The organism is Hymenobacter translucens (assembly GCF_020685205.1).
In the GTDB taxonomy this organism is placed as follows: Bacteria; Bacteroidota; Bacteroidia; order Cytophagales; family Hymenobacteraceae; genus Hymenobacter; species Hymenobacter translucens.
In genome coordinates this window covers 131,596-153,022 of record NZ_JAJERB010000004.1, presented here as the reverse complement: position 1 = coordinate 153,022, position 21,427 = coordinate 131,596, and the positions used below count along the sequence as shown (strand labels likewise).

General features: G+C 61.5%; 21 protein-coding genes. 14 read left to right on the top strand and 7 right to left on the bottom strand.

Translation table 11 applies throughout. The annotated features are described in order from the left end of the window. Positions 1-55: 55 nt before the first annotated feature. Positions 56-862 (bottom strand): N-acetylmuramoyl-L-alanine amidase family protein, encoded by an 807-nt coding sequence (locus LJY25_RS10850; protein WP_227608358.1) that lies wholly within the window; start codon positions 860-862, stop codon positions 56-58. A 100-nt stretch (positions 863-962) separates the two neighbouring features. Here LJY25_RS10850 and LJY25_RS10845 point away from each other — a divergent pair, with 100 nt between their 5' ends. The 8 genes from LJY25_RS10845 to rplS all read left to right on the top strand — a co-directional run bounded on the left by LJY25_RS10845 (position 963) and on the right by rplS (position 9,551). Next, entirely contained in the window at positions 963-3,782 is a 2,820-nt protein-coding gene (locus LJY25_RS10845; RefSeq protein ID WP_227608357.1) for a putative LPS assembly protein LptD, read from the top strand. 179 nt (positions 3,783-3,961) lie between these two features. Next, positions 3,962-4,777 carry a 3-methyl-2-oxobutanoate hydroxymethyltransferase gene (panB, locus tag LJY25_RS10840; RefSeq protein WP_227608356.1) on the top strand — a complete coding sequence of 272 codons (816 nt, stop codon included), beginning with the start codon at positions 3,962-3,964 and terminating at the stop codon, positions 4,775-4,777. Positions 4,778-5,050: 273 nt separating this feature from the next. Further along, a complete protein-coding gene (locus LJY25_RS10835; RefSeq protein WP_227608355.1) occupies positions 5,051-5,761 on the top strand; it encodes an RluA family pseudouridine synthase in 711 nt (236 codons plus the stop codon). 248 nt (positions 5,762-6,009) lie between these two features. Continuing rightward, positions 6,010-6,768, top strand: a complete 759-nt coding sequence (locus LJY25_RS10830; RefSeq protein ID WP_227608354.1) for an acyl-CoA desaturase — start codon at positions 6,010-6,012, stop codon at positions 6,766-6,768. A gap of 231 nt (positions 6,769-6,999) precedes the next feature. Further along, on the top strand, positions 7,000-7,554 hold the full coding sequence (locus LJY25_RS10825) for a 30S ribosomal protein S16 (protein ID WP_227608353.1): 555 nt from the start codon (positions 7,000-7,002) through the stop codon (positions 7,552-7,554). A 110-nt stretch (positions 7,555-7,664) separates the two neighbouring features. Beyond that, entirely contained in the window at positions 7,665-8,246 is a 582-nt protein-coding gene (rimM, locus tag LJY25_RS10820; protein ID WP_227608352.1) for a ribosome maturation factor RimM, read from the top strand. Between the two features lie 86 nt (positions 8,247-8,332). Next, positions 8,333-9,010 carry a tRNA (guanosine(37)-N1)-methyltransferase TrmD gene (trmD, locus tag LJY25_RS10815; protein ID WP_227608351.1) on the top strand — a complete coding sequence of 226 codons (678 nt, stop codon included), beginning with the start codon at positions 8,333-8,335 and terminating at the stop codon, positions 9,008-9,010. 184 nt (positions 9,011-9,194) lie between these two features. Then, positions 9,195-9,551 (top strand): 50S ribosomal protein L19, encoded by a 357-nt coding sequence (rplS, locus tag LJY25_RS10810; protein ID WP_227608350.1) that lies wholly within the window; start codon positions 9,195-9,197, stop codon positions 9,549-9,551. An 85-nt stretch (positions 9,552-9,636) separates the two neighbouring features. Here the strand turns inward: rplS and LJY25_RS10805 are convergent, their stop codons facing one another. Next, a complete protein-coding gene (locus tag LJY25_RS10805; protein ID WP_227608349.1) occupies positions 9,637-10,050 on the bottom strand; it encodes a hypothetical protein in 414 nt (137 codons plus the stop codon). Between the two features lie 137 nt (positions 10,051-10,187). On the opposite strand from LJY25_RS10805, the gene LJY25_RS10800 reads away from it, so the two are divergent. Together LJY25_RS10800 and LJY25_RS10795 are read left to right on the top strand one after the other, a co-directional pair. Continuing rightward, positions 10,188-13,157: a M1 family metallopeptidase gene (locus tag LJY25_RS10800; protein WP_227608348.1), complete on the top strand. Its 2,970-nt coding sequence runs from the start codon at positions 10,188-10,190 to the stop codon at positions 13,155-13,157. 75 nt (positions 13,158-13,232) lie between these two features. After that, the gene (locus LJY25_RS10795) at positions 13,233-13,826 is read left to right on the top strand and encodes an inorganic diphosphatase (protein WP_227608347.1); all 594 of its coding nucleotides are present in this window, start codon (positions 13,233-13,235) and stop codon (positions 13,824-13,826) included. A gap of 72 nt (positions 13,827-13,898) precedes the next feature. Here LJY25_RS10795 and LJY25_RS10790 read toward each other — a convergent pair whose 3' ends face one another. Further along, a complete protein-coding gene (locus LJY25_RS10790; protein WP_227608346.1) occupies positions 13,899-14,585 on the bottom strand; it encodes a hypothetical protein in 687 nt (228 codons plus the stop codon). A 301-nt stretch (positions 14,586-14,886) separates the two neighbouring features. Here LJY25_RS10790 and LJY25_RS10785 point away from each other — a divergent pair, with 301 nt between their 5' ends. From LJY25_RS10785 to LJY25_RS10770, 4 genes are all read left to right on the top strand, one after another. Next, positions 14,887-15,294, top strand: a complete 408-nt coding sequence (locus LJY25_RS10785; protein ID WP_227608345.1) for a 6-pyruvoyl trahydropterin synthase family protein — start codon at positions 14,887-14,889, stop codon at positions 15,292-15,294. Then, positions 15,287-15,949 carry a GTP cyclohydrolase I FolE gene (folE, locus tag LJY25_RS10780; protein WP_227608344.1) on the top strand — a complete coding sequence of 221 codons (663 nt, stop codon included), beginning with the start codon at positions 15,287-15,289 and terminating at the stop codon, positions 15,947-15,949. The genes LJY25_RS10785 and folE overlap by 8 nt, the downstream gene beginning before the upstream one ends. A gap of 108 nt (positions 15,950-16,057) precedes the next feature. After that, complete coding sequence (locus LJY25_RS10775) at positions 16,058-16,972, top strand: TIGR01777 family oxidoreductase (protein WP_227608343.1); 915 nt, start codon at positions 16,058-16,060, stop codon at positions 16,970-16,972. Next, entirely contained in the window at positions 16,972-17,493 is a 522-nt protein-coding gene (locus LJY25_RS10770; RefSeq protein ID WP_227608342.1) for a hypothetical protein, read from the top strand. The genes LJY25_RS10775 and LJY25_RS10770 overlap by 1 nt, the downstream gene beginning before the upstream one ends. A gap of 41 nt (positions 17,494-17,534) precedes the next feature. Here the strand turns inward: LJY25_RS10770 and LJY25_RS10765 are convergent, their stop codons facing one another. From LJY25_RS10765 to LJY25_RS10750, 4 genes are all read right to left on the bottom strand, one after another. Further along, the gene (locus LJY25_RS10765) at positions 17,535-19,910 is read right to left on the bottom strand and encodes a transglycosylase domain-containing protein (RefSeq protein WP_227608341.1); all 2,376 of its coding nucleotides are present in this window, start codon (positions 19,908-19,910) and stop codon (positions 17,535-17,537) included. A 92-nt stretch (positions 19,911-20,002) separates the two neighbouring features. After that, the gene (locus LJY25_RS10760) at positions 20,003-20,398 is read right to left on the bottom strand and encodes a hypothetical protein (protein ID WP_227608340.1); all 396 of its coding nucleotides are present in this window, start codon (positions 20,396-20,398) and stop codon (positions 20,003-20,005) included. Positions 20,399-20,476: 78 nt separating this feature from the next. Beyond that, positions 20,477-20,779 (bottom strand): hypothetical protein, encoded by a 303-nt coding sequence (locus tag LJY25_RS10755; RefSeq protein ID WP_227608339.1) that lies wholly within the window; start codon positions 20,777-20,779, stop codon positions 20,477-20,479. Positions 20,780-20,899: 120 nt separating this feature from the next. Continuing rightward, the gene (locus tag LJY25_RS10750) at positions 20,900-21,427 is read right to left on the bottom strand and encodes a hypothetical protein (RefSeq protein ID WP_227608338.1); all 528 of its coding nucleotides are present in this window, start codon (positions 21,425-21,427) and stop codon (positions 20,900-20,902) included.

Here is a 21,427-nt window from a genome sequence, read left to right as displayed (position 1 = left end):
AGAATAGATGAATTGATAGGCAGGCACTTACGGGTAAAGCTAACAGAACCGTCAGTTACTCGTCGTTCATGGCTTCCAGCTCTTTTTTATAGTCCCGGAAAGCGTGGTAAATGCCCGTAGCCATATACGACTGTCCGGCTTTATCGTTGAGGTAGCTTTCCTCGGCCCGGTTGGTCAAAAAGCCTGCTTCAATAAGTACCGAGGGCATCGTGGATTTCCATAGCACCAGAAAGCCGGCCTGCTTTACGCCCCGCGACTTTCGCCCCACCGTGGTGCGCAGCTGCCGGTCGACGCGGTCGGCGAAGCGCAGGCTGTTCTCGACGTGGGCACTCTGGTACAGTGAGAACAGAATGTGGCTTTGGGGCGAGTTGGGGTCGAAGCCGCTGTAGCGCTCCTTGTAGTTTTCTTCCTGCAGAATAACCGAGTTTTCGCGCTTGGCCAAAGCCAGGTTGGCCGCGCTTTTGGCCGTACCCATGGTCCAGACCTCGGTGCCGTAGGCCGATGAAGGGCCGGAGTTGCAGTGCACCGAGATGAACAGGTCGGCATTATGGCGGTTGGCGATGCCGGCACGGTCGGCCAGCTCCACGAAGACATCGGTTTTTCGGGTGTACACCACCTTCACGCCGGGCTGGTTTTCCTCGATCAGGCGGCCCAGGGCGAGGATGATCTTCAGCGACACATCGGCCTCCCGGGCTTTCACGCCGTGGCAGCCGCGGTCCTTGCCGCCGTGGCCGGCATCGAGCACGACGGTGCGCAAACGAAACTTGCCCGGGGAAGGATGGGCTTTGCCGGGAGCCACCACGGCCGACGGGCCGGCCACAAATAAAAGGGCCGCCACGCCAAGAGCTACAATATTCCGCACAGTGTTCGTTAGTTGGGTCAGCTAGGCGCTACCTTTGCAAACAGCCACAAAATAAACGATTAAAAACCACGTGGCCCTCACCGCGCTGTTCTGCTTGTCTTTGTTTCGCCGTTTTACGGCCCCGGCGGGGCTGGTGTTCCTGCTGGTGTTGCTGACCGGCCTGGGTTCGGCGCACCACGCCCGGGCCCAGGCGCCCAAGGGTATCAAGCCGCCGGTCACGCCCCGGGGACCCGACGGACAACCTAACCCGGTCCGCCCCACCCGCAGCATCGGTCCCGACACGGCCCGCACCGCCGTCAGCGGCAATGCCGATTCGCTGCGCGCGTCGGTAGCCCCGAAGGGCGATGTGGAAACCACCGTTAAGTACCAGGCCAAGGACTCCATCCGCTTCGAGGTGCAGAACAAGGTGGCCCGGCTGTACCGGGAAGCCAGCATCGACTACGGCGACATTTCCCTGAAGTCGGCTCTGATTACGGTAGACTACAGCCGCAACCTGCTCACGGCCGAGGGCGCCCAGGACTCCACCGGCAAGGTGCGGGGCAAGCCCGTGTTCAAGCAGGGCGCCTCGGTGTACACCGCCGGCCGCATCAACTACAACTTCAAAACCCGCAAAGGCAAGATCTCGGAAGCCGTAACCCAGGAAGGTGAGGGCTACGTGCACGCTGAAGTGGTTAAGAAAAACGAGCGGAACGAGATTTTCGGTTTGAACGGCCGCTATACCACCTGCAACCTCGAGCACCCGCACTTCTTTATCAACGCCTCCAAGATGAAGGTGATTCCGCGGGAAAAGGTGGTCACGGGCCCGTTCAACCTCGTCATCGGCGACATTCCGACGCCGTTGGGCTTTCTGTTCGGCTACTTTCCCACGCCGGCCAAAAGCAGGGCCTCGGGCCTGATTATCCCCAGCTTCGGCCAAAGCACCGACCGCGGCTTCTTTCTGCGCAACGGCGGCTACTACTGGGCGGCCAACGACTACATCGGCGTGCGCCTGACCGGCGACGTGTACGCCGGCGCCGGCCGCGACTGGGGCGGGTTCAATACCACGGCCGAGATGCAGTACATCAAGCGCTACACCTACACCGGGCGCCTGAGCTTCCGCTACAGCCAGCGCCCCGCCGCCAAGATTCTGCAAACCAACGACGCCAACACCAGCCCGGTGTACATCCGCCCCCGCTCCCCGCGCAGCTTCTGGATCGACTGGGGGCATACGCCCACCCCGCGGCCCGGCGGCGGCCGGTTTTCCGCCAGCGTGGGCGCGGGCAGCAACTCCTTTAACGAGCAGAACTCCGTAGACCAGCGGGACTACCTGAGCGCGGTGTTCAACTCCACCATCAGCTACCAGAAGCAGATCCGCAACTCGCCCATCAACTACAGCTTTAACCTGACTCAGAACCAGAACACGCAGACGGGCGCCATGGACTTCACCCTGCCCGACGTTACCGTGGGCGTGGCGCGGCAGTACCCGTACGAGCTGCTGGGCATCACCCCGCGGGGCCGGTTTTACGAGCAGTTCGCCATCGGCTACACCCTGAGCGGGCGAAACCAGATTTCCAACCAGGTGGGCGCCCGCCAGTTCGAAAACGGCATTCCCCTGCTTGGCGGCACCAGCACGGGCACCCAGATTCCGGTAAGCCTAGGCAACCTGGCCCCGCTGCTCCGCAACTCCCGCTCCGGGGTAAAGCACACGTTCCAGATCACGCTGGGCAGCTACACCGTGCTCAAACACCTGAACCTCTCCCCGTCCATCGACTACGGTGAGTCGTGGTACAACAAACGGCTCGACTACCAGTACATTGCGGCGGCCCGCGCCGTGCGCATCGATACGGTCCGGGGCTTTAACCGCGTGTACCGGGGCTCGGCCAACGTAAGCCTGGCCACCAATTTCTACGGCATCGTGCCCATCAAGGGCAAAGTAGTGGAGGCCGTCCGGCACAAGGTCACGCCCTCCGTCGCGCTTTCCTTTTCCCCCGACTTTACCAGCAACCCCAACTTCTACCAGAACATCGACTTTCTGGATTTGCAGAGTCCGAACGGGCAGCTGTACGGGCAGCGCACGTACTCCCGCTTCAACGGCGGCTCGTTTGGCTACGACCTGCCCGGGGGCCAGCAGCAGAGCACCTTGTCCTTCCTGATCCAGAACCAGGTGGAAATGAAGGTGCGCAACCGCAACGACACCACCGGCACCACTCCCTTCAAGAAAGTGAGCATCATCGACGGCCTTGATCTGAACGTGCTGTACGACCTGGCCGCCGACTCTTTCCGGCTGAAGCCCCTGTCGGTAAACTTCCACACCCAGGTGGCCCAGAAGCTGGGAGTCACGTTTTCCTCGGGCTTCAGCTTTTATCAGCGCGACTCCACGGGCAGGGAAATCGACCGGTACCTGTGGCAGCAGCGCAGCCGCCGTCTGGCCCGGCTGATGGGCGCCACCCTGTCGCTGAACTACGCCTTCAACCCTTCGTCCCGGCAAAAGAAGTCGACCATCCGACGTGAAGTGGCGCCGCTCAACGATCCGGCCCTGGGAGCTCCCCGGCGCACCGACCCCTACGAGGACTACGTGGACTTCGAGATTCCCTGGGAGCTCAACAGCATGTTCTCGGCCAACTACTCCGACCCGGGTCCCCTGCCCGGCACGGCCAGCCGCATCCGCCCCTCGGCCTACACCAGCGTGTCGCTCACCACAACCGGCTCCATTAAGCTGACGCCCAACTTCCGCATCGGCTACAACGCCAGCTACGACTTCGTCAACAAGCAGATCGTGGCGCCTTCGCTGGATCTGTACCGCGACCTGCACTGCTGGCAGATTACCGGCAACTGGGTGCCGCTGGGGCCGCGCCAGGGCTATTTTGTGACCATTGCGGCCAAATCGTCGCTGCTCCAGGACCTGAAGCTGAACCGCAACCGCTCGTTCCTGAACCGGTAGCCTCAGCTGCCCGGTGCCGCCCCAGTTCGGCCCGGCAGAGCTCCGCCCGGCGGTGCAGCAGCGGAATGGATTGAGGCCCGGTTCAGGAAAAATTCCCAGCTTTGGCCTGTGGTTGAGCCGCTGTTTGCGGCCCTCAGCCCCAGAAGCACTACCTACCAAGCACTAAGTACCAGACTAGCATGTCGCAGCACAAAGAAGTCAAGCTCGTGACCACGCACCAGCTGCTGGCCATGAAGCAGCGGGGCGAAAAGATTTCAATGCTCACGGCCTACGACTACTCCATGGCCATGATCCTGGACGGCGCCGGCATCGACGTGCTGCTCGTGGGCGACTCGGCCTCTAACGTCATGGCCGGGCACGAAACCACGCTGCCCATCACCCTCGACCAGATGATCTACCACGCCCAGAGCGTGGTGCGGGCCGTCAAGCGGGCCTTTGTGGTCGTCGACATGCCGTTTGGCTCCTATCAGGGCAACTCCTCCGAGGCGCTGCGTTCGGCCATCCGCATCATGAAGGAATCGGGCGGGCACGGCATTAAGCTCGAGGGCGGGGCCGAAATCCGCGAGTCGATTACCCGGATTCTCACCGCCGGCATTCCCGTGATGGGCCACCTGGGCCTGACGCCCCAGAGCATCTACAAGTTTGGCACCTACACCGTGCGGGCCAAGGAAGACGCCGAAGCCCAGAAGCTGATTGAGGACGCGCAGCTCTTGCAGGAACTGGGCTGCTTTGCCCTCGTGCTGGAAAAAATTCCCTCGTCCCTGGCCAGGCAGGTAGCCGAGAAGCTGACCATCCCGGTTATCGGCATCGGGGCCGGCCCCGACGTGGACGGTCAGGTGCTCGTGGTCCACGACATGCTCGGTATCACCAAGGAGTTTAAGCCTCGCTTTCTACGCCGCTACGCCGACCTGGGCGACCTGATGCACGACGCCGTGGCCCGCTACGTGAGCGACGTGAAAGCCCGCGACTTCCCCACCCAGGACGAAGCTTACTAGGGATTCGCTTCTGGTCGGCTGCCAGGACCAGCTTGGCGGAGCGCTCCTGGGGAGTACCGCCGGCAATTTCCGGGGCATCAGCTTATCTTTGCTACAGTCGGGGTACTGGTGCGGGTGCAAGGCTTCGGGTTTGTGGTGCAGCAGCAGGGAACCCGCCCTGCTCACTACCTGCTCGTCGGACGGTTTCCCTGCCTGTCCCTGTTGCGCCGCCTCAACCGGTACGCCCTTCCTGCCGCCCCTGCGGCCAAAACTCAGTCCGCTTAACTCTACCGCGTGAACCGCCCCAATCTGTGGTCGGAGCAGAAGGAAATTCTGTTCGAAGACAATCATCTGCTCGTCATCAACAAGCCCGCCGGCCTGCTCGTGCAGGGCGACAATACCGGTGACGAGCCTTTGTCGGTGAAAGCCGCCGAATACCTCCGCTTCAAGTACAAGAAGCCCGGCGCTGCCTTCGTGGGCGTGGCGCACCGCCTCGACCGGCCCGTGAGCGGCGTCGTGGTGCTGGCTAAGACCTCCAAGGCCCTGAGCCGGCTAAACGAGATGTTCCGCGACAACCACATGCACAAGACGTACTGGGCGCTGGTAGGCAAGCGGCCCGAGGCTGAAAGCGGCCACCTGACGCACTGGCTCGTCAAAGACCCGATCCGCAACGTCACCAAGGCCTACACGCAGGCCCACCCCCAGGGGCAGCGCTCCGAGCTCGACTACCGGGTGCTGGGGCCGGCCGGCAACCGGTTTCTGATTGAGGTGAACCCCATTACCGGCCGGCCCCACCAGATCCGGGTGCAGCTGGCTACGGGCCTGGGCACGCCCATCGTGGGCGACGTGAAATACGGCTTCCTGGCCCCCCTGCCCGACGTCAGCATTGCCCTGCACGCCCGGCGCCTGGAGTTCAAGCATCCCGTAGGCGGGGAACTGATGCGCATCGAGGCGCCCCTGCCGGATATCGCGCACTGGGAAGTAGCCGGAGCCTTTGCCGGTTAACGGCCTATACTATTTAAACGCCCCTGTGCTGCTACCCGGCGGCGCGGGGGCGTTTAAATAGTATAGGCCGTATGCAGCACGCAGTAGACTTCGGGGTCTGAACAACATTTTGGCCTTTTAGCCGCTTTTATTGAACCAGGGCTGGTCCGGCCGTAGGTTTGCACCCGCGGCGTGAACTTCCGCCTGCCCGTTGTGCTTTTGCCAGCACCGGCTGCTTGCCTAACCCAGCCTCCAACCTTTTTCGGCTTATGCCTATACTCATCTTTTTCGTCGCCCACTGGTACCTGTCGCTGTTTGTGCAGACCTTCTACCTGCACCGCTATGCGGCTCACAAAATGTTCACGATGAACGCGTTCTGGGAGAAGTTCTTCTACGCCTTCACCTACGTCTGCCAGGGCTCCTCCTTCCTCTCGCCCCGGGCGTATGCGCTGCTGCACCGTATGCACCACGCCTACTCCGACACGGAGATGGACCCGCACTCGCCCCACTTCTCGTCGAATGCCTTCACGATGATGTGGAAGACCAAGAACATCTACAACGATGTGCTGAACCGCAACTACGCTGCCGCCGAGCGGTTCGAGGGCGACTACCCGGTGTGGAACGTGATGGAGCGCTACGCTGATAAGTGGTATTCCCGCCTGGCCTGGGGTACGGCTTACGTGCTGTTCTACGTAGCTTTTGCCACGGCCTGGTGGCAATATCTGCTGCTGCCGATTCACTTCCTGATGGGCCCCATCCACGGCGCTATCGTAAACTGGAGCGGGCACAAGTACGGCTACCAGAATTTCGATAACCATGACAAGTCGCGCAACTCCCTGTTCTTCGACTTTCTCACCGGCGGGGAGCTGTTTCAGAACAACCACCACAAGCTGCCCAACCGCCTGAACTTCGGCGTGAAGTGGTGGGAAGTGGACCCCACCTACCCGGTAATCTGGACGCTCGACAAAACCGGCATTATCAAGATCAAGAAAAAGCAAAAGGCCGAGAAGCTGCGCGCCGCGGCTTAGCGCGCCAATTACCCGCCCTTTCTCCTGTTACCGAAAAAGCCCCGGCGTACGCGCACGCCGGGGCTTTTTCATTGCCGTTGCTGCCAGCCCATGACAAGCCGACGAGCCACTATTCCCGCCTGTTCAGGCAGCAATTACTAATTATTCATTCCTAATTACTCATTATTTCCCTACCTTTGCACCTCATTTTCAACCAGACGGACGGGTTCCGTCGCTTAACCCACCAGGTTTATGGCAGTTAAAATTCGCCTCGCCCGCCGCGGCCGCAAGAAAGCCGCACAGTATGACATCGTAATTGCTGACGCCCGCTCGCCCCGCGACGGCCGCTTCATCGAGAAGATCGGTACCTACAACCCCAACACCAACCCGGCTTCGATCAACTTCGACGGCGACAAAGCCTTCGACTGGATCATGAAGGGTGCCCAGCCGACCGACACCGTACGCGCCATGCTGTCGTACCGCGGCGTGCTGTACCGCAAGCACCTGCAGCTGGGTGTGCTGAAAGGCGCAATCTCGCAGGAGGTTGCCGACCAGCGCTACAACGACTGGAAAGAGCAGAAAGACGCTAAGATCGAAGGCAAGCGCACCACCCTGGGCTCGGCTAAGGATGAGACCCGCAAGGCTCAGCTGGCCGCTGAAACCAAGGTCCGTGAGGCTCGCGCCGAGGCTATCCGCAAGAAGAACACGCCCGCTCCGGCTCCCGTAGCCGAGGCTGACGCTGCTGCCGAAGGCGAAACGTCCGAGGCTGCTGCCCCGGCCGAAACCACCGAGGAAGCCGGCGCTTAGTCTCCTTTCGAGGAAACAGCCGTTTGAGAGTTTAAGAGTTGCTGCCGGCCGGGTTAAACCGCCTCAGCAACTCTTAAACTCTCAACTTTTTTCACCTCTGCCCTACTGCCATGAACCTCGACGACTATTATCAGCTTGGCTCCATTGTGAAGCCCCACGGCCTGCGGGGCCTGATGGTGGCCTTTCTGGACGTGGATGACCTTGACGCCTACCGCAAGGTGAAGTCGGTGCTGCTGGCGTTGCCGACGGCCCCCGACAAGCTCGTGCCCTATGCCGTGGAGCGCATCCAGCCCCAGACCGAGGACCGCGTTCTGCTTAAGCTGAAGGGTATCGACACCATTGAGGCGGCCGAGCCCCTGCGCAACGCCATCCTCTACCGGGCCCTGGCCGAGCTGCCCGAGCTCGACGAAGACCAGTTCTACTTTCACGACGTGATTGGCTTTACGGTCGTGGACGAGCAGCTGGGCGAGCTGGGCGTGGTCGAGGCTTTTTACGAGATGACCCAGCAGGATCTGATGGCCATGCGCTACAAGGGCGTGGAGGTATTGATTCCGGTGGTGGATGAGCTGGTCTCGCATGCCGATGAGGATGAGAAGAAGCTTTACGTAACCCTGCCCGATGGCCTGCTCGACGTGTACCTGACGCCCGCCTCCCGGGAGCGGGACGAGCCTGACGAGTTCGAAAAACCCTAATGGAGCTGCAGGCTTTAAGCTGCAAGCCGCCAGCCTTTCCTGGCCGACGCTTGCAGCCTGAAGCCTGCAGCTTGGAGCTTTCAAGCATGCGTATCGACATTGTTACCTGCCAGCCTGATCTGCTGACCAGCCCGTTTGCCCATTCCATCGTGAAGCGGGCCCAGGACAAGGGGCTGGTGGAGATTCATGTGCATGAGCTGCGCGACTTTGCCATCAACAAGCACGGACAGATCGACGACTACGTGTTTGGCGGCGGGGCCGGCATGGTTTTGCGCGTGGAGCCCATTGCCGCCTGCCTGGACGGCCTGCTGGCCGAGCGCGCCTACGACGCGGTGGTGTACCTCACCCCGGATGGTGAAACGCTGCGTCAGCCCCTGGCCAACCGCTTTTCCCTGCTGCAGAACATCATCATGCTCTGCGGGCACTACAAAGGGGTAGACGAGCGGATTCGCTCGGCCTACATCACCCACGAAATCAGCATCGGCGACTATGTGCTGAGCGGGGGCGAGCTGGGCGCGGCGGTGCTGACCGATGCCATTGTGCGCCTGCTGCCAGGCGTGCTGGGCAACGAGGAATCGGCGCTGAGCGACTCGTTTCAGGACAACCTGCTGGCCCCGCCGGTGTACACCCGCCCGGCCGAGTGGCGCGGGCAGTCGGTGCCGGACATTCTGCTGTCGGGCAACACCCCGCTGGTGGAAGCCTGGCGGCACGAGCAGGCCCTGCAGCGCACCCGGCAGCGCCGCCCCGACCTGCTGGGCGAATAAGTGAAACCTAAATGAGAACCGTGGATTTTGTGGCCAAACAGCGCCGATTCAAATAAATCACGCATTCCCTCATTTACTCATTCACTTACTGACTTGCATTCATCAAAACAGAGGAGTATATTTGCGCCTCTTTTTACCTAGAACCCACGGGCGGCGGCGTCGTCCTATTCAGTTTTTTGCAGCCATGAGCGTATTACTCGATTTTATCCAGCAGGAATCCCAGGAGCGCCGCGCCAGCTTCCCCGCTTTCGCCGCTGGCGACACCATCAACGTCCACGTGAAGATCCGCGAGGGCAACAAGGAACGCATCCAGCAGTTCCAGGGCGTGGTTATCCAGCGCAAGAACCCCAACTCGAACGGCGAGACCTTCACCGTCCGGAAGATTTCCAACCAGATCGGCACCGAGCGGATTTTCCCCCTGCTGTCGCCCAACATCGACAAAATCGAGATGGTGCGTCGCGGTAAAGTACGCCGTGCCCGTCTGTTCTACCTGCGCGGCCTGTCGGGCAAAGCAGCTCGTATCAAAGAGAAGCGCAACTAGTTATTGCTTCGGCCTTCGGGCCCAGCAAAAAGCCGGCTCCCCTCGCGGGAAGCCGGCTTTTTGCATTATGCTACGGTGGGCAAGCCTACATCGGCTTGTGCGACGACATATCCTGGGGAATGCTGGGGTCGAAGTTCGACTCGCCACCCTTGAGCTGCTGCGCGGCGGCGGCCAGGGCCTCGCTGAGCTTCTCTACCCGCGGGCGGGTGTTGCCCGTCGCGAAGGTTGCCAGCCGCGCCGTCTCCGTGCTCATACGGCTGATCAGCTGTACTACCAGGTCGCCATCGGGCGTGGACGTGCCGCCGAAGTGCGCCTTCAGTGACTGCAGATCCTGGATCAGCTGGTGCATATCGGGGTTGTTCTGCTCTTTCAGATCCTCGATCCAGCGCTGCAGCTGGTTGTCGAGGCCGGATTTCGTCAGGGCTTCGGCCAGGTCGCCGCTGAGAAGGTGAACGGCGCTATCGAGGTGAACCTGGTGTTGAACATCTTTCTTTTCCATGTGGGCAAAGTATTAGGTGGATTGTGGTACTGCTCCTCCGGTAACGTGACGGACGAGTTGGGGTTATCCCGGACACACCTTTTCGGCCCCGAAGACGTACTTTCGCGGGTATTCAATCCGACATTAGCACTTTGCGCATGAAAAAATTACTCGTTGGCCTCTGGCTGACGGCTCTACCCCTCGTATCGATTGCGCAGGCGGCCCGCCCCGCCGGCTACTGGCAGCAGGAAGTCAACTACTCCATCGACGTGGCGCTCGACGACCAGCAGCACATGCTGACGGCCAAGGAGGAGCTGCAATACACCAACAACTCACCCGACCAGCTCACCTTTATCTGGTTTCACCTCTGGCCCAACGCCTACCGCGACAACTCGACGGCTTTTGCCCGGCAGCAGCGCCGCAACGGCAGCCTGAAGTTTGAGTTTGCCAAGGACAGCCAGCGGGGCTTCATCGACCAGCTCGACTTCAAGGTGGACGGCCAGGCGGCCCAGCTTGCCCTGGACCCGGCCAACCCTGACATGGCCAAGCTGATTCTGCCCCAGCCCCTGGCGCCGGGCGGCAAAATCACCATCACCACGCCTTTCCGCGTGAAGCTGCCTGACTCCTTTTCGCGCATGGGCCACGTGGGCCAGTCGTACCAGATAACCCAGTGGTATCCCAAGCCCGCCGTATACGACCGCAAAGGCTGGCACCCGATGCCCTACCTCGACCAGGGTGAGTTCTTCTCGGAGTTCGGATCGTTTGACGTGCGCATCACGCTGCCGGCCAATTACGTGGTGGGCGCCACCGGGGAGCTGCAGAACCCCGACGAGCGGGCCCGCATGGACCAGCTGGCCGAGGCCGGCGCCAAAAAGAAAACCGCGGACGACTTCGGCACGGCGGTAACGTTCCCGGCTTCCGCGGCCGAAACCAAAACCCTGCGCTACACGCAGGACCGGGTGCATGACTTTGCCTGGTTTGCCGATAAGCGCTTCAACGTGCTCAAAGGTGGCGTTACGCTGGCCTCGGGCCGGCAGGTTACTTCCTGGGTGCTGTTCACCAACAAGGACGCCGAGAAATGGATCAAGGGCCTGCAGGACGTGAACGACGCCATTACCTACTATTCGAAGTGGGTAGGCGAGTACCCGTACTCCGCAGCCACGGCCGTGGACGGGGCCCTCAGCGCCGGTTCCGGCATGGAATACCCGATGGTCACGGTGACCGAGCCCGAGGCTATTGTGCACGAAGTGGGCCACAACTGGTTTTACGGCATCCTGGCCTCGAATGAGCGGGACTACGCCTGGCAGGACGAGGGCGTCAACTCCTACCTGGAAAACCGAATTGCCGAGCGCGACGACCCTTACGCCGGTCAGTTTGGCGCGGTGCTCAAGAACGATAAGGTAGCCCGGGCTTTTGGCCTGAGCGGCCTGACAGCTACGGCTATCAACCAGGTGCCTTACCAGGCCGTGGCCGGGCGGGGCCTGGACCAGCCGGTAAGCGGGGTAGCCAGCGCCCACTACGGCAAGCTCAATTATGGCATCATCGTCTACACCAAAACCGCGTCGTTGCTGAAGTACCTGGCCGGCTACCTGGGTCAGGACACGTTTGACAAGGCCATGCACCTGTACTTTGACCGGTGGAAGTTTAAGCACCCCTACCCCGAGGACATGCAGGCCGTGTTTGAGGAAGCTTCCGGGCAGCAGCTCGACTGGTTTTTCACCGACATGCTGACCACTCAGAACCGCTACGACGCCGCGCTTTCGGATATGCAGGTGACCGACACGCAGGTAAAAGTGCTGGTGCATAACGAGTCGCCGGCCCCGTTTGCCGTGCCCGTATCCACTGTGGATGCCCAGGGCAAGGTGCTACAGACCCTCTGGACGCCGGTATTTGGCCGCACCGACGAGGACCTCGACACCCAGCTCGACTTCCGCCGCGAAGGCGTGGCCGCCGTGGTCGTGGACGCCGAGTACCTGACGCCCCAGCTCAACCGCCGCAACGACCGGATGAAGGTGACCGGCGCTTTCCGCAAGTTTGAGCCTATCCAGATCAAGCCCCTGGCCAGCGTGGAGCGGTGGGACCGGGGTACGCTCAACTACCTGCCCGTGCTGGGCGCCAACACCTCCGACAAGTTCATGCTGGGCGCGGCGTTCTACAACAGCCCGCTCATCACCCGGCGCTTTAACTTCGTGGTGATGCCGATGTACAGCTTCAGCCGCAATGAGCTCAACGGCAGCGCCACGCTCAAGCTGAACATCCTGCCCAGCCAGTATTCCCGGCTGATTGTGACCAGCGCCACGGTGCAGCGGTATGAGCGGTACCGGAAGGTGGAGCCCGCCATTACCTTCCGCTTCCCCCACGATGCCTTCGACGCTCCGCAGCACCTGCTCCGCCTGGCCAACACCGCCATCCGCTCCGACGATACCAAGCTCACGACCAGCATCCAGACCGTGGAGTACCAGGTGCGGGGCGGGCACGCCCGGCAGAAGTGGGGCGCCCACGTGGAGTTCAACCAGCTTACGCCGGACCTTTCGGTAGAAAACTTTTCCGAGCAGGGCCGGATGATCCGGGCTGCCGCCAACTATGAGTTCTTCTACTCGCCGAAAAGCAGCGTGCGGGTCCGGCTGTTCGGCGGCCGCTTCCTGCAGGATGAAAACCAGGCCCCGTTCGTAATCGGGCTCAGCGGCAGCCCCGACTACCGGCGGCAGACGGCTTTCCTCGACCGGCAGCAGATTTCCCAGACCTTCACGGCCCAGCTGCACCAGACCGACAACCGCGACGGAGCCTTCAAGGCGTATATGCCGGTAGGCAGCACCCGGTGGCTTTCTACCCTGAACCTGGAAGCCACCATTCCCTACACCAGCTACTCCGTCTTTGCTGACTTTGGTGCCACCAAAGAGAAATTCACGGTAGCAGCCGGCCGGAACCCCCAGCGCCTCTACTACGACGCCGGTCTTTCGTTTCCGCTTATTAAGAACGTCGTCAGTATTTACCTGCCCGTAGCCGGCTCCCAGTACAGCAACGGGCTGCCGAGCAACTTCAAGAACTTTACCGACCAGGTCCGCTTTGTGCTGCGCCTGGACCAGCTGAACCCGTTTACCCTTATGGACGAGCAGCTGGGTCAGTAAACCAAGCTTCCGACCGGGGTCCGCGCCGCAGCGTGCGGACCCCGGCTTTTAAATGGCTACTCCCTTTTCCTGCCTATGCGCATTCCTGTTGTGGTGCTTACGGCCGGGCTGCTGTCCGCGGCTCTACCGGCCTGCAAGCCCAAGCTAACCGAGCTGCCCACGTTTTCGACGGAGCGCAAGCTGCTGCAGATGGTAGTCGAGATTCCGGCCGGCACCAACCACGAGCAGCTTTACGACCCGGCTACCGGTGAATTCCGGCGGGTGCAGCGGGCTGGTACGGACCGGCAGGTGGAGTTTCTGCCCTTTCCCGGCAACTACGGGTTCGTGCCCGGCACCCATTCCGCAGCGGTACCTTCTCGCCCCCTGCCGATCCTGCTGCTCGCCGAAACGCAGCCGGCCGGTACAGTGGTGGAAGTGCTGCCCGTTGGTCTGCTGCTGCTCGACAATGCCGGCATGCTGGAGCAGGTGGTGCTGGCCGTACCAGCCCGGCCCAGCCAGCGCATCCTCCCGGACATTACCACCTGGGCAGAGCTGCTTAAGCAGTACCCCAGCGTCAAGGAGTCGTTGCGCATCTGGTTTCAGCACCGCGGGAACGACGGGGAAGTGCGGGTGATGGGCTGGAAAGACGAGAAAGCCGCCGAGCAGCAGGTCCGGGTTGCCATGCAGTAAGCGTCACCGGAGTGCACAAAAAAGCCCGGCCTGCAGAGGCCGGGCTTTTTTGCTTGAAGCGAAGTAGCAGGACTACTCGATCTTGTTCATGCGCTCCTTGACAGCTTCAAGCGCCACGCGCATGTTGACAATGTCGGCGCGGGCGGCTTCCTGCTCTTTCAGGTTGGAGTCGATGAGGTTGTTGTACTGCAGCAGTTCGGCAGCGTTCTGGGCGAGCATCTGCTGAATTTCAGCCTTCTTGGCCTTGTTCTTCTCGATGTCCTTCTTGATAGCGTCAGCCTTGGCAATTACGGCCATGTGGTTGTTCTGAGAAGAAACGAGCGCTTTTTCAGCTTCCGAAACCTGGATGGCGAGGTCTTCGCGGTAGAGCATGCGGGCGAAGTCCTTCAGGTACTTCTCCGAAGCCTTCCACTGGGCGGGGGTGCCATCCTTGCTCAGGTAGGCGTTGCCCAGGTCAATCGACCACCACACGGTGGTACCGGTGGGAACGGCGTCTACTTTGCTGATGATGGTAATCGGCGTTTTCGAGATGTCCTCAATCACCACCGCCGTCATCTGGTAAATGCCTTTGTCGGCCTTTACCTTACCGCCAAACCGTTCGTCGAGCTGCTTTTTCCACGAGTCATCCACACGTTTGCTATCCAGCTGGATAGTTACGCGCTGGCCCTTACGCGGAATGCCTTTGATTGCCATATCCGTCTCGTCCACGGGCGACTTCTGGGCGAAGCCCGTCACGGAGAGGAAGAAGACAAGAAGCAAGGAGAGGAGTACGCCTGGTTTCATACTAAATGGTCTGATTGAAAAATGGTGTTGCAGAAGGATCCGGCACCGGCGCAGGTAATCCGGTTCACCAAATTTAACCAGACTGCTTTCATATCAGCGACTAAGACCCGCTTTTTTTGATTTGATTTCGGTTTTTGTTGATTAAATCCTATTATACAACAACCTTATCCAAGTGTATTTCAAGAATTTGTCCTTACATATGAAACCTTAATAATTAAACCGGAAGATTATAAGCAGAACAACAACCAAATCCCGGGTCGCCCTGTTCTAAGCCTCTATGCAAGTAACAGTAGGACGTACCGAGCACTTCAACGCAGCTCACCGGCTTCATAACCCGGCCTGGAGCGACGAGCAGAACCAGCGCGTTTTCGGCAAGTGCAACAATCCCAACTACCACGGCCACAACTACAATCTGACGGTCCGGCTGACTGGGGAGGTCGACCCGGACACGGGGTACGTGTACGACCTGAAGCGGCTCAGCGACCTCATCAAGCGCGAGATTCTGGATACCTTTGACCACCGCAACCTGAATCTGGATACGGAAGACTTCCGCACCCTCAACCCCACGGCCGAAAATATTGCCCGCGTCATCTGGCTCCGGCTCCGGCCCCACCTCGAATCCAACCTCGCCTTGTCGGTTACGCTCTACGAGACGGACCGCAACTTTGTAGAATACCATGGATAACTCCGTGCCCGAAGCGTCGGCTCTGGCCGATGCCCACCTGCCCGCCGAGCTGCGCACCCCGCTCCGCCCCGATGCCTTTGCCCTGAGCGATGAGCAGAAGATTGACACCATCGCCACGCATTTCCGCGAGATCATGACGGTGCTGGGCCTGGACCTCACCGACGACAGCCTCGATGGTACGCCCCGCCGGGTTGCCAAGATGTTTGTGCAGGAGTGGTTCCGGGGCCTCGACCCCGCCCATCGCCCCCACGTGAAGCTGTTTGAGAACCGCTACCAGTACCGGCAGATGCTGATTGAGCGCGACATCACGCTGTTCTCCTGCTGCGAGCATCACTTCGTGCCCATCATCGGCAAGGCCCACGTGGCCTACCTGCCCGGCAAGAACGTGGTGGGCCTCTCGAAGCTGAACCGGGTGGTGCAGTACTACGCCCGCCGGCCCCAGGTGCAGGAGCGCCTGACCCGGCAGATTGCCGAGGAACTCAAACAAAGCCTGCGCACCGACGACGTGGCCGTGCTCATTGAGGCCGACCACCTGTGCGTGATGAGCCGGGGCGTGAACGATACCAGCAGCAGCACCATTACGGCCGAGTACGGCGGAGTTTTCAACGCTGATGCCGACCTGCGGGCCGAATTTCTGCGGCAGCTGGGAAAATAAGCTGAACGGTTGGCTATTGCCGCCCAACGAGTAGCTTGCGGTCTGTTTTCTCTTTCCCATCCTGGTAAACGCCATCCGCTGAAAGCCCCGGCTTCCGGCTTCTCTAACATGTCGCGAAAAGTCCTGATTACGGGCGGTACTGGTTTGATTGGCAGCCGCCTGTCGGAGCTGCTCATTGACGCGGGCTACGAAGTAGCGCTGCTCAGCCGCCACAGCGAAGCCGGGCGCGTGCGCCGCTTCCGCTGGGACCCCGAGAAAGGCCAGCTCGACCCGGCTGCCATTGCCTATGCCGACTACATCATCAACCTGGCCGGCTCCAGCGTGTCGGATGGCAAGTGGACCGATGAGCGGAAGCGCGACATCATGGACAGCCGCCGCAAGGGCACCAACCTGCTGGCCGAGGCGCTGGGCCGGGGCGACCATCACGTGCGGGCGCTGATTTCGGCCTCGGCCATCGGCATCTACGGCGACACCGGCAGCCAGCTGCTGCACGAGGAAACGCCCCCGGCACAGCACGACTTTCTGGCCGACGTGACGCAGGAATGGGAGCAGGCGGCCCGGCACGTCGCCGCCCTGGGCATCCGTACCGTGATTCCCCGCATCGGCATTGTGCTGAGCACGGAAGGAGGCGCCCTGCCCCAGATAGCCCGGCCCATCAAGCTGCTGGCCGGTGCCCCGCTGGGCTCGGGCCGGCAGTTTATGTCCTGGATTCACATCGATGACCTGTGCCGGCTTTTGCTGCAGATGCTGGAAGAGCCCCAGTGGGAAGGCGTGTACAATGCCGTGGCGCCCAACCCGGTCACCAACCAGGAGTTCACCGAAACCCTGGCCGCCGTGATGCACCGGCCCCTGGTGCTACCCAAGGTTCCGGCCTTCGGCCTGAAGCTGGTGCTGGGCGAGATGAGCGAGATCGTGCTGGCCTCCCAGCGCGTGAGTGCCGACAAAGTGCTGCGCCAGGGCTTTACGTTCGAGTATCCCCACCTGGGTGCCGCGCTGGAGTCGTTCTACACCAAGGAAGAGTAATGCTCAGCCGGAAACTGTGGCCTGCCTTACTGGTGCTGGCCGCCTGCAACCCGGCCCCGAAGCCATTGGCGCTACCGGCTTCCGGTTTCTACGTGGGCCTGGAAAGCATGGGCCCGAGCCACGCCGACATCACGCCCGAGGATACCACCGACCGATGGTACCACGAAAACCGGCTTACCATTCGCAGCGACTCCGTCTTCCTGGAAAAGCTGCCCGTCGTAATCAAAAATCACCAGAAGGGCTATTCCGCTTCCGACGGGGGCTTTTACACCTACCGGGGCAGAATCAGCGCGTATCCTGACTCCCTGGTAGCCCGCCTGCGCTTGGTCAACCAGGACTATATGCTGGTGAACTTCCGTTTTCTGCGGCCACCGGGGAAGGATTCGACCCGAAGCCTGGCGGAGCTGGTAGAGCGCGGTATTGCCGAAGTGGACTCCAGCCAGTTCAAGGCCACTTACCACCTCACGGCCGCGCCTGGGCGCATCGTACTGGACAGCGTGGCCTACGCGCAGAAAAAGTAGTTCCCGGACCGGATACGACGGGCGAGCAGGCGGCGCTACCGCTACAGACTGTCCGGCACGGGCACGGCGCCACTGTTCAGCTGCTCCAGCAGGTCGTCGGCCGCTACGGTGTCGATGGCAATGGCCTTGCGCTTGCGGGGCTCGGCCGGCGACGAGCAGATGTACTTTTTGTTGATTTTGGTCTGGGGCTTGGGGAAGGGGCCCATGGTAATGTCGAGGGACTCGTCGCCGTACAGCTTCTCCATGTAGGTGCCGAACACGGGCAGGGCCATGCGGCCGCCTTCGCCCTGCTGGGAGCGGAAGAAGTGAATGCTGCGGTCCTCCCCTCCTACCCACACGCCGGTCACCAGGTCCTTGGTAACGCCCATGTACCAGCCGTCGGAATAGTTGGAGGTGGTGCCGGTCTTGCCCCCGATCTGGTTGTTGTTGCGCCAGAGCTTGTAGTCCCAAAGCGCCTGGGAAGTGCCGCCGGGCTCGTCCATGCCGCCGCGCAGCATGTACAGCATCAGCCAAGCTGTTTCGGGGGAGATGGCACGCTTCTGCCGGGGGTCAAACTGCTGAATTACGTTGCCGTTGCGGTCCTCGATACGCGTCACGATAAGCGGCTCGGTGCGGAAGCCGTTGTTGACGAAGGTGCTGTAGGCATTCACCATCTCGTACACGCTTACGTCGCCGGCCGAGCCCAGGCCGATGCTGGGCACGGGCAGCAACTTGCTGGTAATGCCCACCTTGTGCGCGTACTCGCCCACCTTGTCCCAGCCCACGAGCTCAGTTAGCTGGGCCGTCACGGAGTTCACCGACCGGGCCATGGCATGGCGCAGGGTCATGTTAATGCCGGTGTATTCGCGGGTCACGTTGTCGGGCTTCCACTCCATGTCCTTGCCGTCTTCCACGTACTTGATGGTCACGCGCTCGTCCCGGATCCGGTCACAGGGCGAGTAGCCGTTGTCGATGGCGGTGAGGTAGACGAAGGGCTTGAAGGTGGAGCCGGCCTGGCGCTTGCCCTGCTTGACGTGGTCGTACTGAAAGAAGCGGTAGTTCAGCCCGCCCACCCAGGCCTTGATGTAGCCGGTGAAGGGGTCCATCGTCATCATGCCCGCGTGCAGGAAGTGCTTGTAGTAGGCCAGGGAGTCGATAGGTGACATGACCAGCGTGGTGTCGCCGTCGCCTTTCCAGGTAAACACCTTCATGGGACGCTTGGCGTGCAAAGCCGAGTCGAGGTGGGCCGGCTGGCCTTTGTAACGGTTGGCCAGGGACTTGTACACCTCGGTGCGCTTCATCTGGGTTTCGATGAAGTCGGGGATTTCCTTGCCTTCGTCGTCGACCCAGGGGTTGCCGCCCCGGTTGCGCCAGAAGTTGTCGAACTCCCGCTGCAGGCGCTTCATCCGGCTGTTCACCGACTCCTCGGCGTACTTCTGCATCCGCGAGTCGATGGTAGTGTAGATGCGCAGTCCGTCGCGGTACATGTCGTAGCCGTTGGCTTCGCACCATTTGTTTACGAACTGACTTACAGCCCCGCGGAAGTAGGTGGGCGGTCCGTCGATGTGCTGCTCCACCTGGTACTTAAGCACAATGGGCTCCTGAGCCAGGCGGTTGGCTTCCTCTTCGGAAATCAGTCTGGCCTGAGCCATGCGCTCGAGCACCACGTTGCGGCGCTTACGGGAGGCCTCGGGATGAAAGCGGGGATTGTAGGCGGTCGGGTTGTTGAGCACGCCCACGAGCGTAGCCACCTGCTCGGGGCTGAGAGAGTCGGGCGAAGTGCTGAAGTAGGTTTTGGCGGCCACCTTGATGCCATAGGCCTTGGAGCCATACTCCACGGTGTTCAGGTACATCCGCAGAATCTCCTCTTTGGTGTAGCGGCTTTCCAGCTCCACGGCCGTCAGCCACTCCTTGGTTTTGGCGACAATCAGGCTCACGCCGGGGATGTAGCCCAGCCCGCCCCGGGTCTGGCCCCGGCGGGTGTTGTAGAGGTTTTTAGCCAGCTGCTGGGTGAGCGTGGAGCCCCCGCGCTTTTCGCCGCGCAGCGTGGCGGCTACGGCCGCCACCATGGCCTTGGGGTCGATGCCGGAATGCTCGTAGAAGCGCACGTCCTCGGTAGCCACCAGGGCCTTTACCAGCAGGGGCGACATTTTGCTGAACGGCACCGGCACCCGGTTTTCGCGGAAGTACTTGCCGATCAGCACGCCGTCGGAGGTGTAGAGCTGGGAGGCCTGCTCGACCCGGGGGTTTTCCAGGTCCTCCAGACTTGGCGACTTCCCGAACAGAAACAGAAAGTTGGTGCTGACCAGAATCGGGTACAGCAGAAACAGGCCCAGCCCGACCACAAAAATGCCCCAGATGGACCGCGTCAGGATGTTGGGCCAGCGGCGGCGCGGACGGGATTCGGGGGTGGTTGGAGTCTGGTCGGGAGCGGACATTCAGGTCACGTTGAGCCGTGGCGGACCACAAGATCGGAAAAGGAGCTACAAATATACCAGACGGGCGCGGCCCGGCGGCTACAAAGTCGGGCTTAGCGGCCGGCCGTTGCGGCCAGAGTCGCCTGCCGGCTAGCCCGGGTTGCTCCTACCAGCAGCAGCCCCTTCACTGTATCCAGCAGCAGATTGTCGAAGCGCCCGTAGCCGAGGTAGAGGCCCAGCCCGATGCCTATCCACCAGAAACCCAGCGCGTAGCACAGGGCCGGGTAGCCCGGGTGGCGCCGCCAGGCCCAGACCAGCGCCAGCCCGATCATCAGGGAGACAAACACCAGCAGCCAGGCCAGGACGAAGGCCATAAACTGCGTATCCGGGGTGTTGCCGACGCCAAACTTCGCCAGCAGCACATCGGGCATCACAAAGCCGCCCACGGCCAGGGTCAGCTCCAGCAGCAAGGACAGAGCGAGAAGGAGCAGCAGCGCGGTTCGGGCCATCAGGAACAGAATGCAGGGTGAGGGTCGGCAAGAACGTAAAATTCCGGTGCTGCCGGCCACCCGCCCTACCCCACGCCGCTAAAGTTTGACCGCCAGAACTATCAACCCCAGCAGCGTTGCCACGCAGGCCCCGCCGTACGCTCCCACGCCGGTAAGCCGCCAGAGCACCTGCCAGAAGCCGAACGGCAGCGTATCGGCCACCCGCCAGCAGGTGCGGGCACCCAGCCAGGGCAGCAACATTCCGCTGACGATGCTCAGGCTGGTAAAGAAATACCTGGCTCCGGGCGTGTTGGGCCACAGCTCCTGGTGCAGGGAGGTATTGAGCACCCCCAGCACGAGCCCGGCCAGCGCCCACCAGGCCAGGGGTGGAACCAGGCGCACTACCCGCAATGCAAAAGCAAGCAGTCGATCTGAAAGTGGGGCATCAGTCAGCATAGGATACGGGCATAAGGGTTGAAGATTGTCAGCCTGATGGCTGTGACTGGCAAGGCGGCAGTTAAGTCAGTTTTCCTGCGCTTCGTAGAAGCCGATCTGGTAACGCAGGGCTTCCACTGACTCAGCAGCATAATCTGCCAGCCGCCAGTGCACGACCGACTGGGTGCGCCGGCCCCGGCGGTAGTGCAGGTACAAGCCGGGCCAGAGCTCGGGAGTGAGCAGGGCAAACGCCAGCAGCCCCAGGCAGGCCAGGGACCAGTCGCCGTTACCGAGCATAAAAGCTTTAAGCCGGAGCTCGTCTTCCGACGTCATGTCGTAGCCCAGCAGCACGTGCTTGAGGTCGTGGTCCTGGTAGTGCGGAATAAGCTGCAGCTCGTGCCGGACCAGCAGGTCGGCCACGCCCCGGCCCAGCGTCCCGATGGGCAGCCGGGGCAGGTAGTCGCCCAGGGCCTGGGTGTCCTGGGGTCCGTAGAGCCACCATAAGGCTGGTATCAGTACATGGTTGAAGGCCGCTGCAATCAACTGGCGGACCAGGCGCTGGTAGAAGTTCAAGGTTACGGGTTGGGGCAGCTGGCGCGGGAGAGGGTCGGTCAT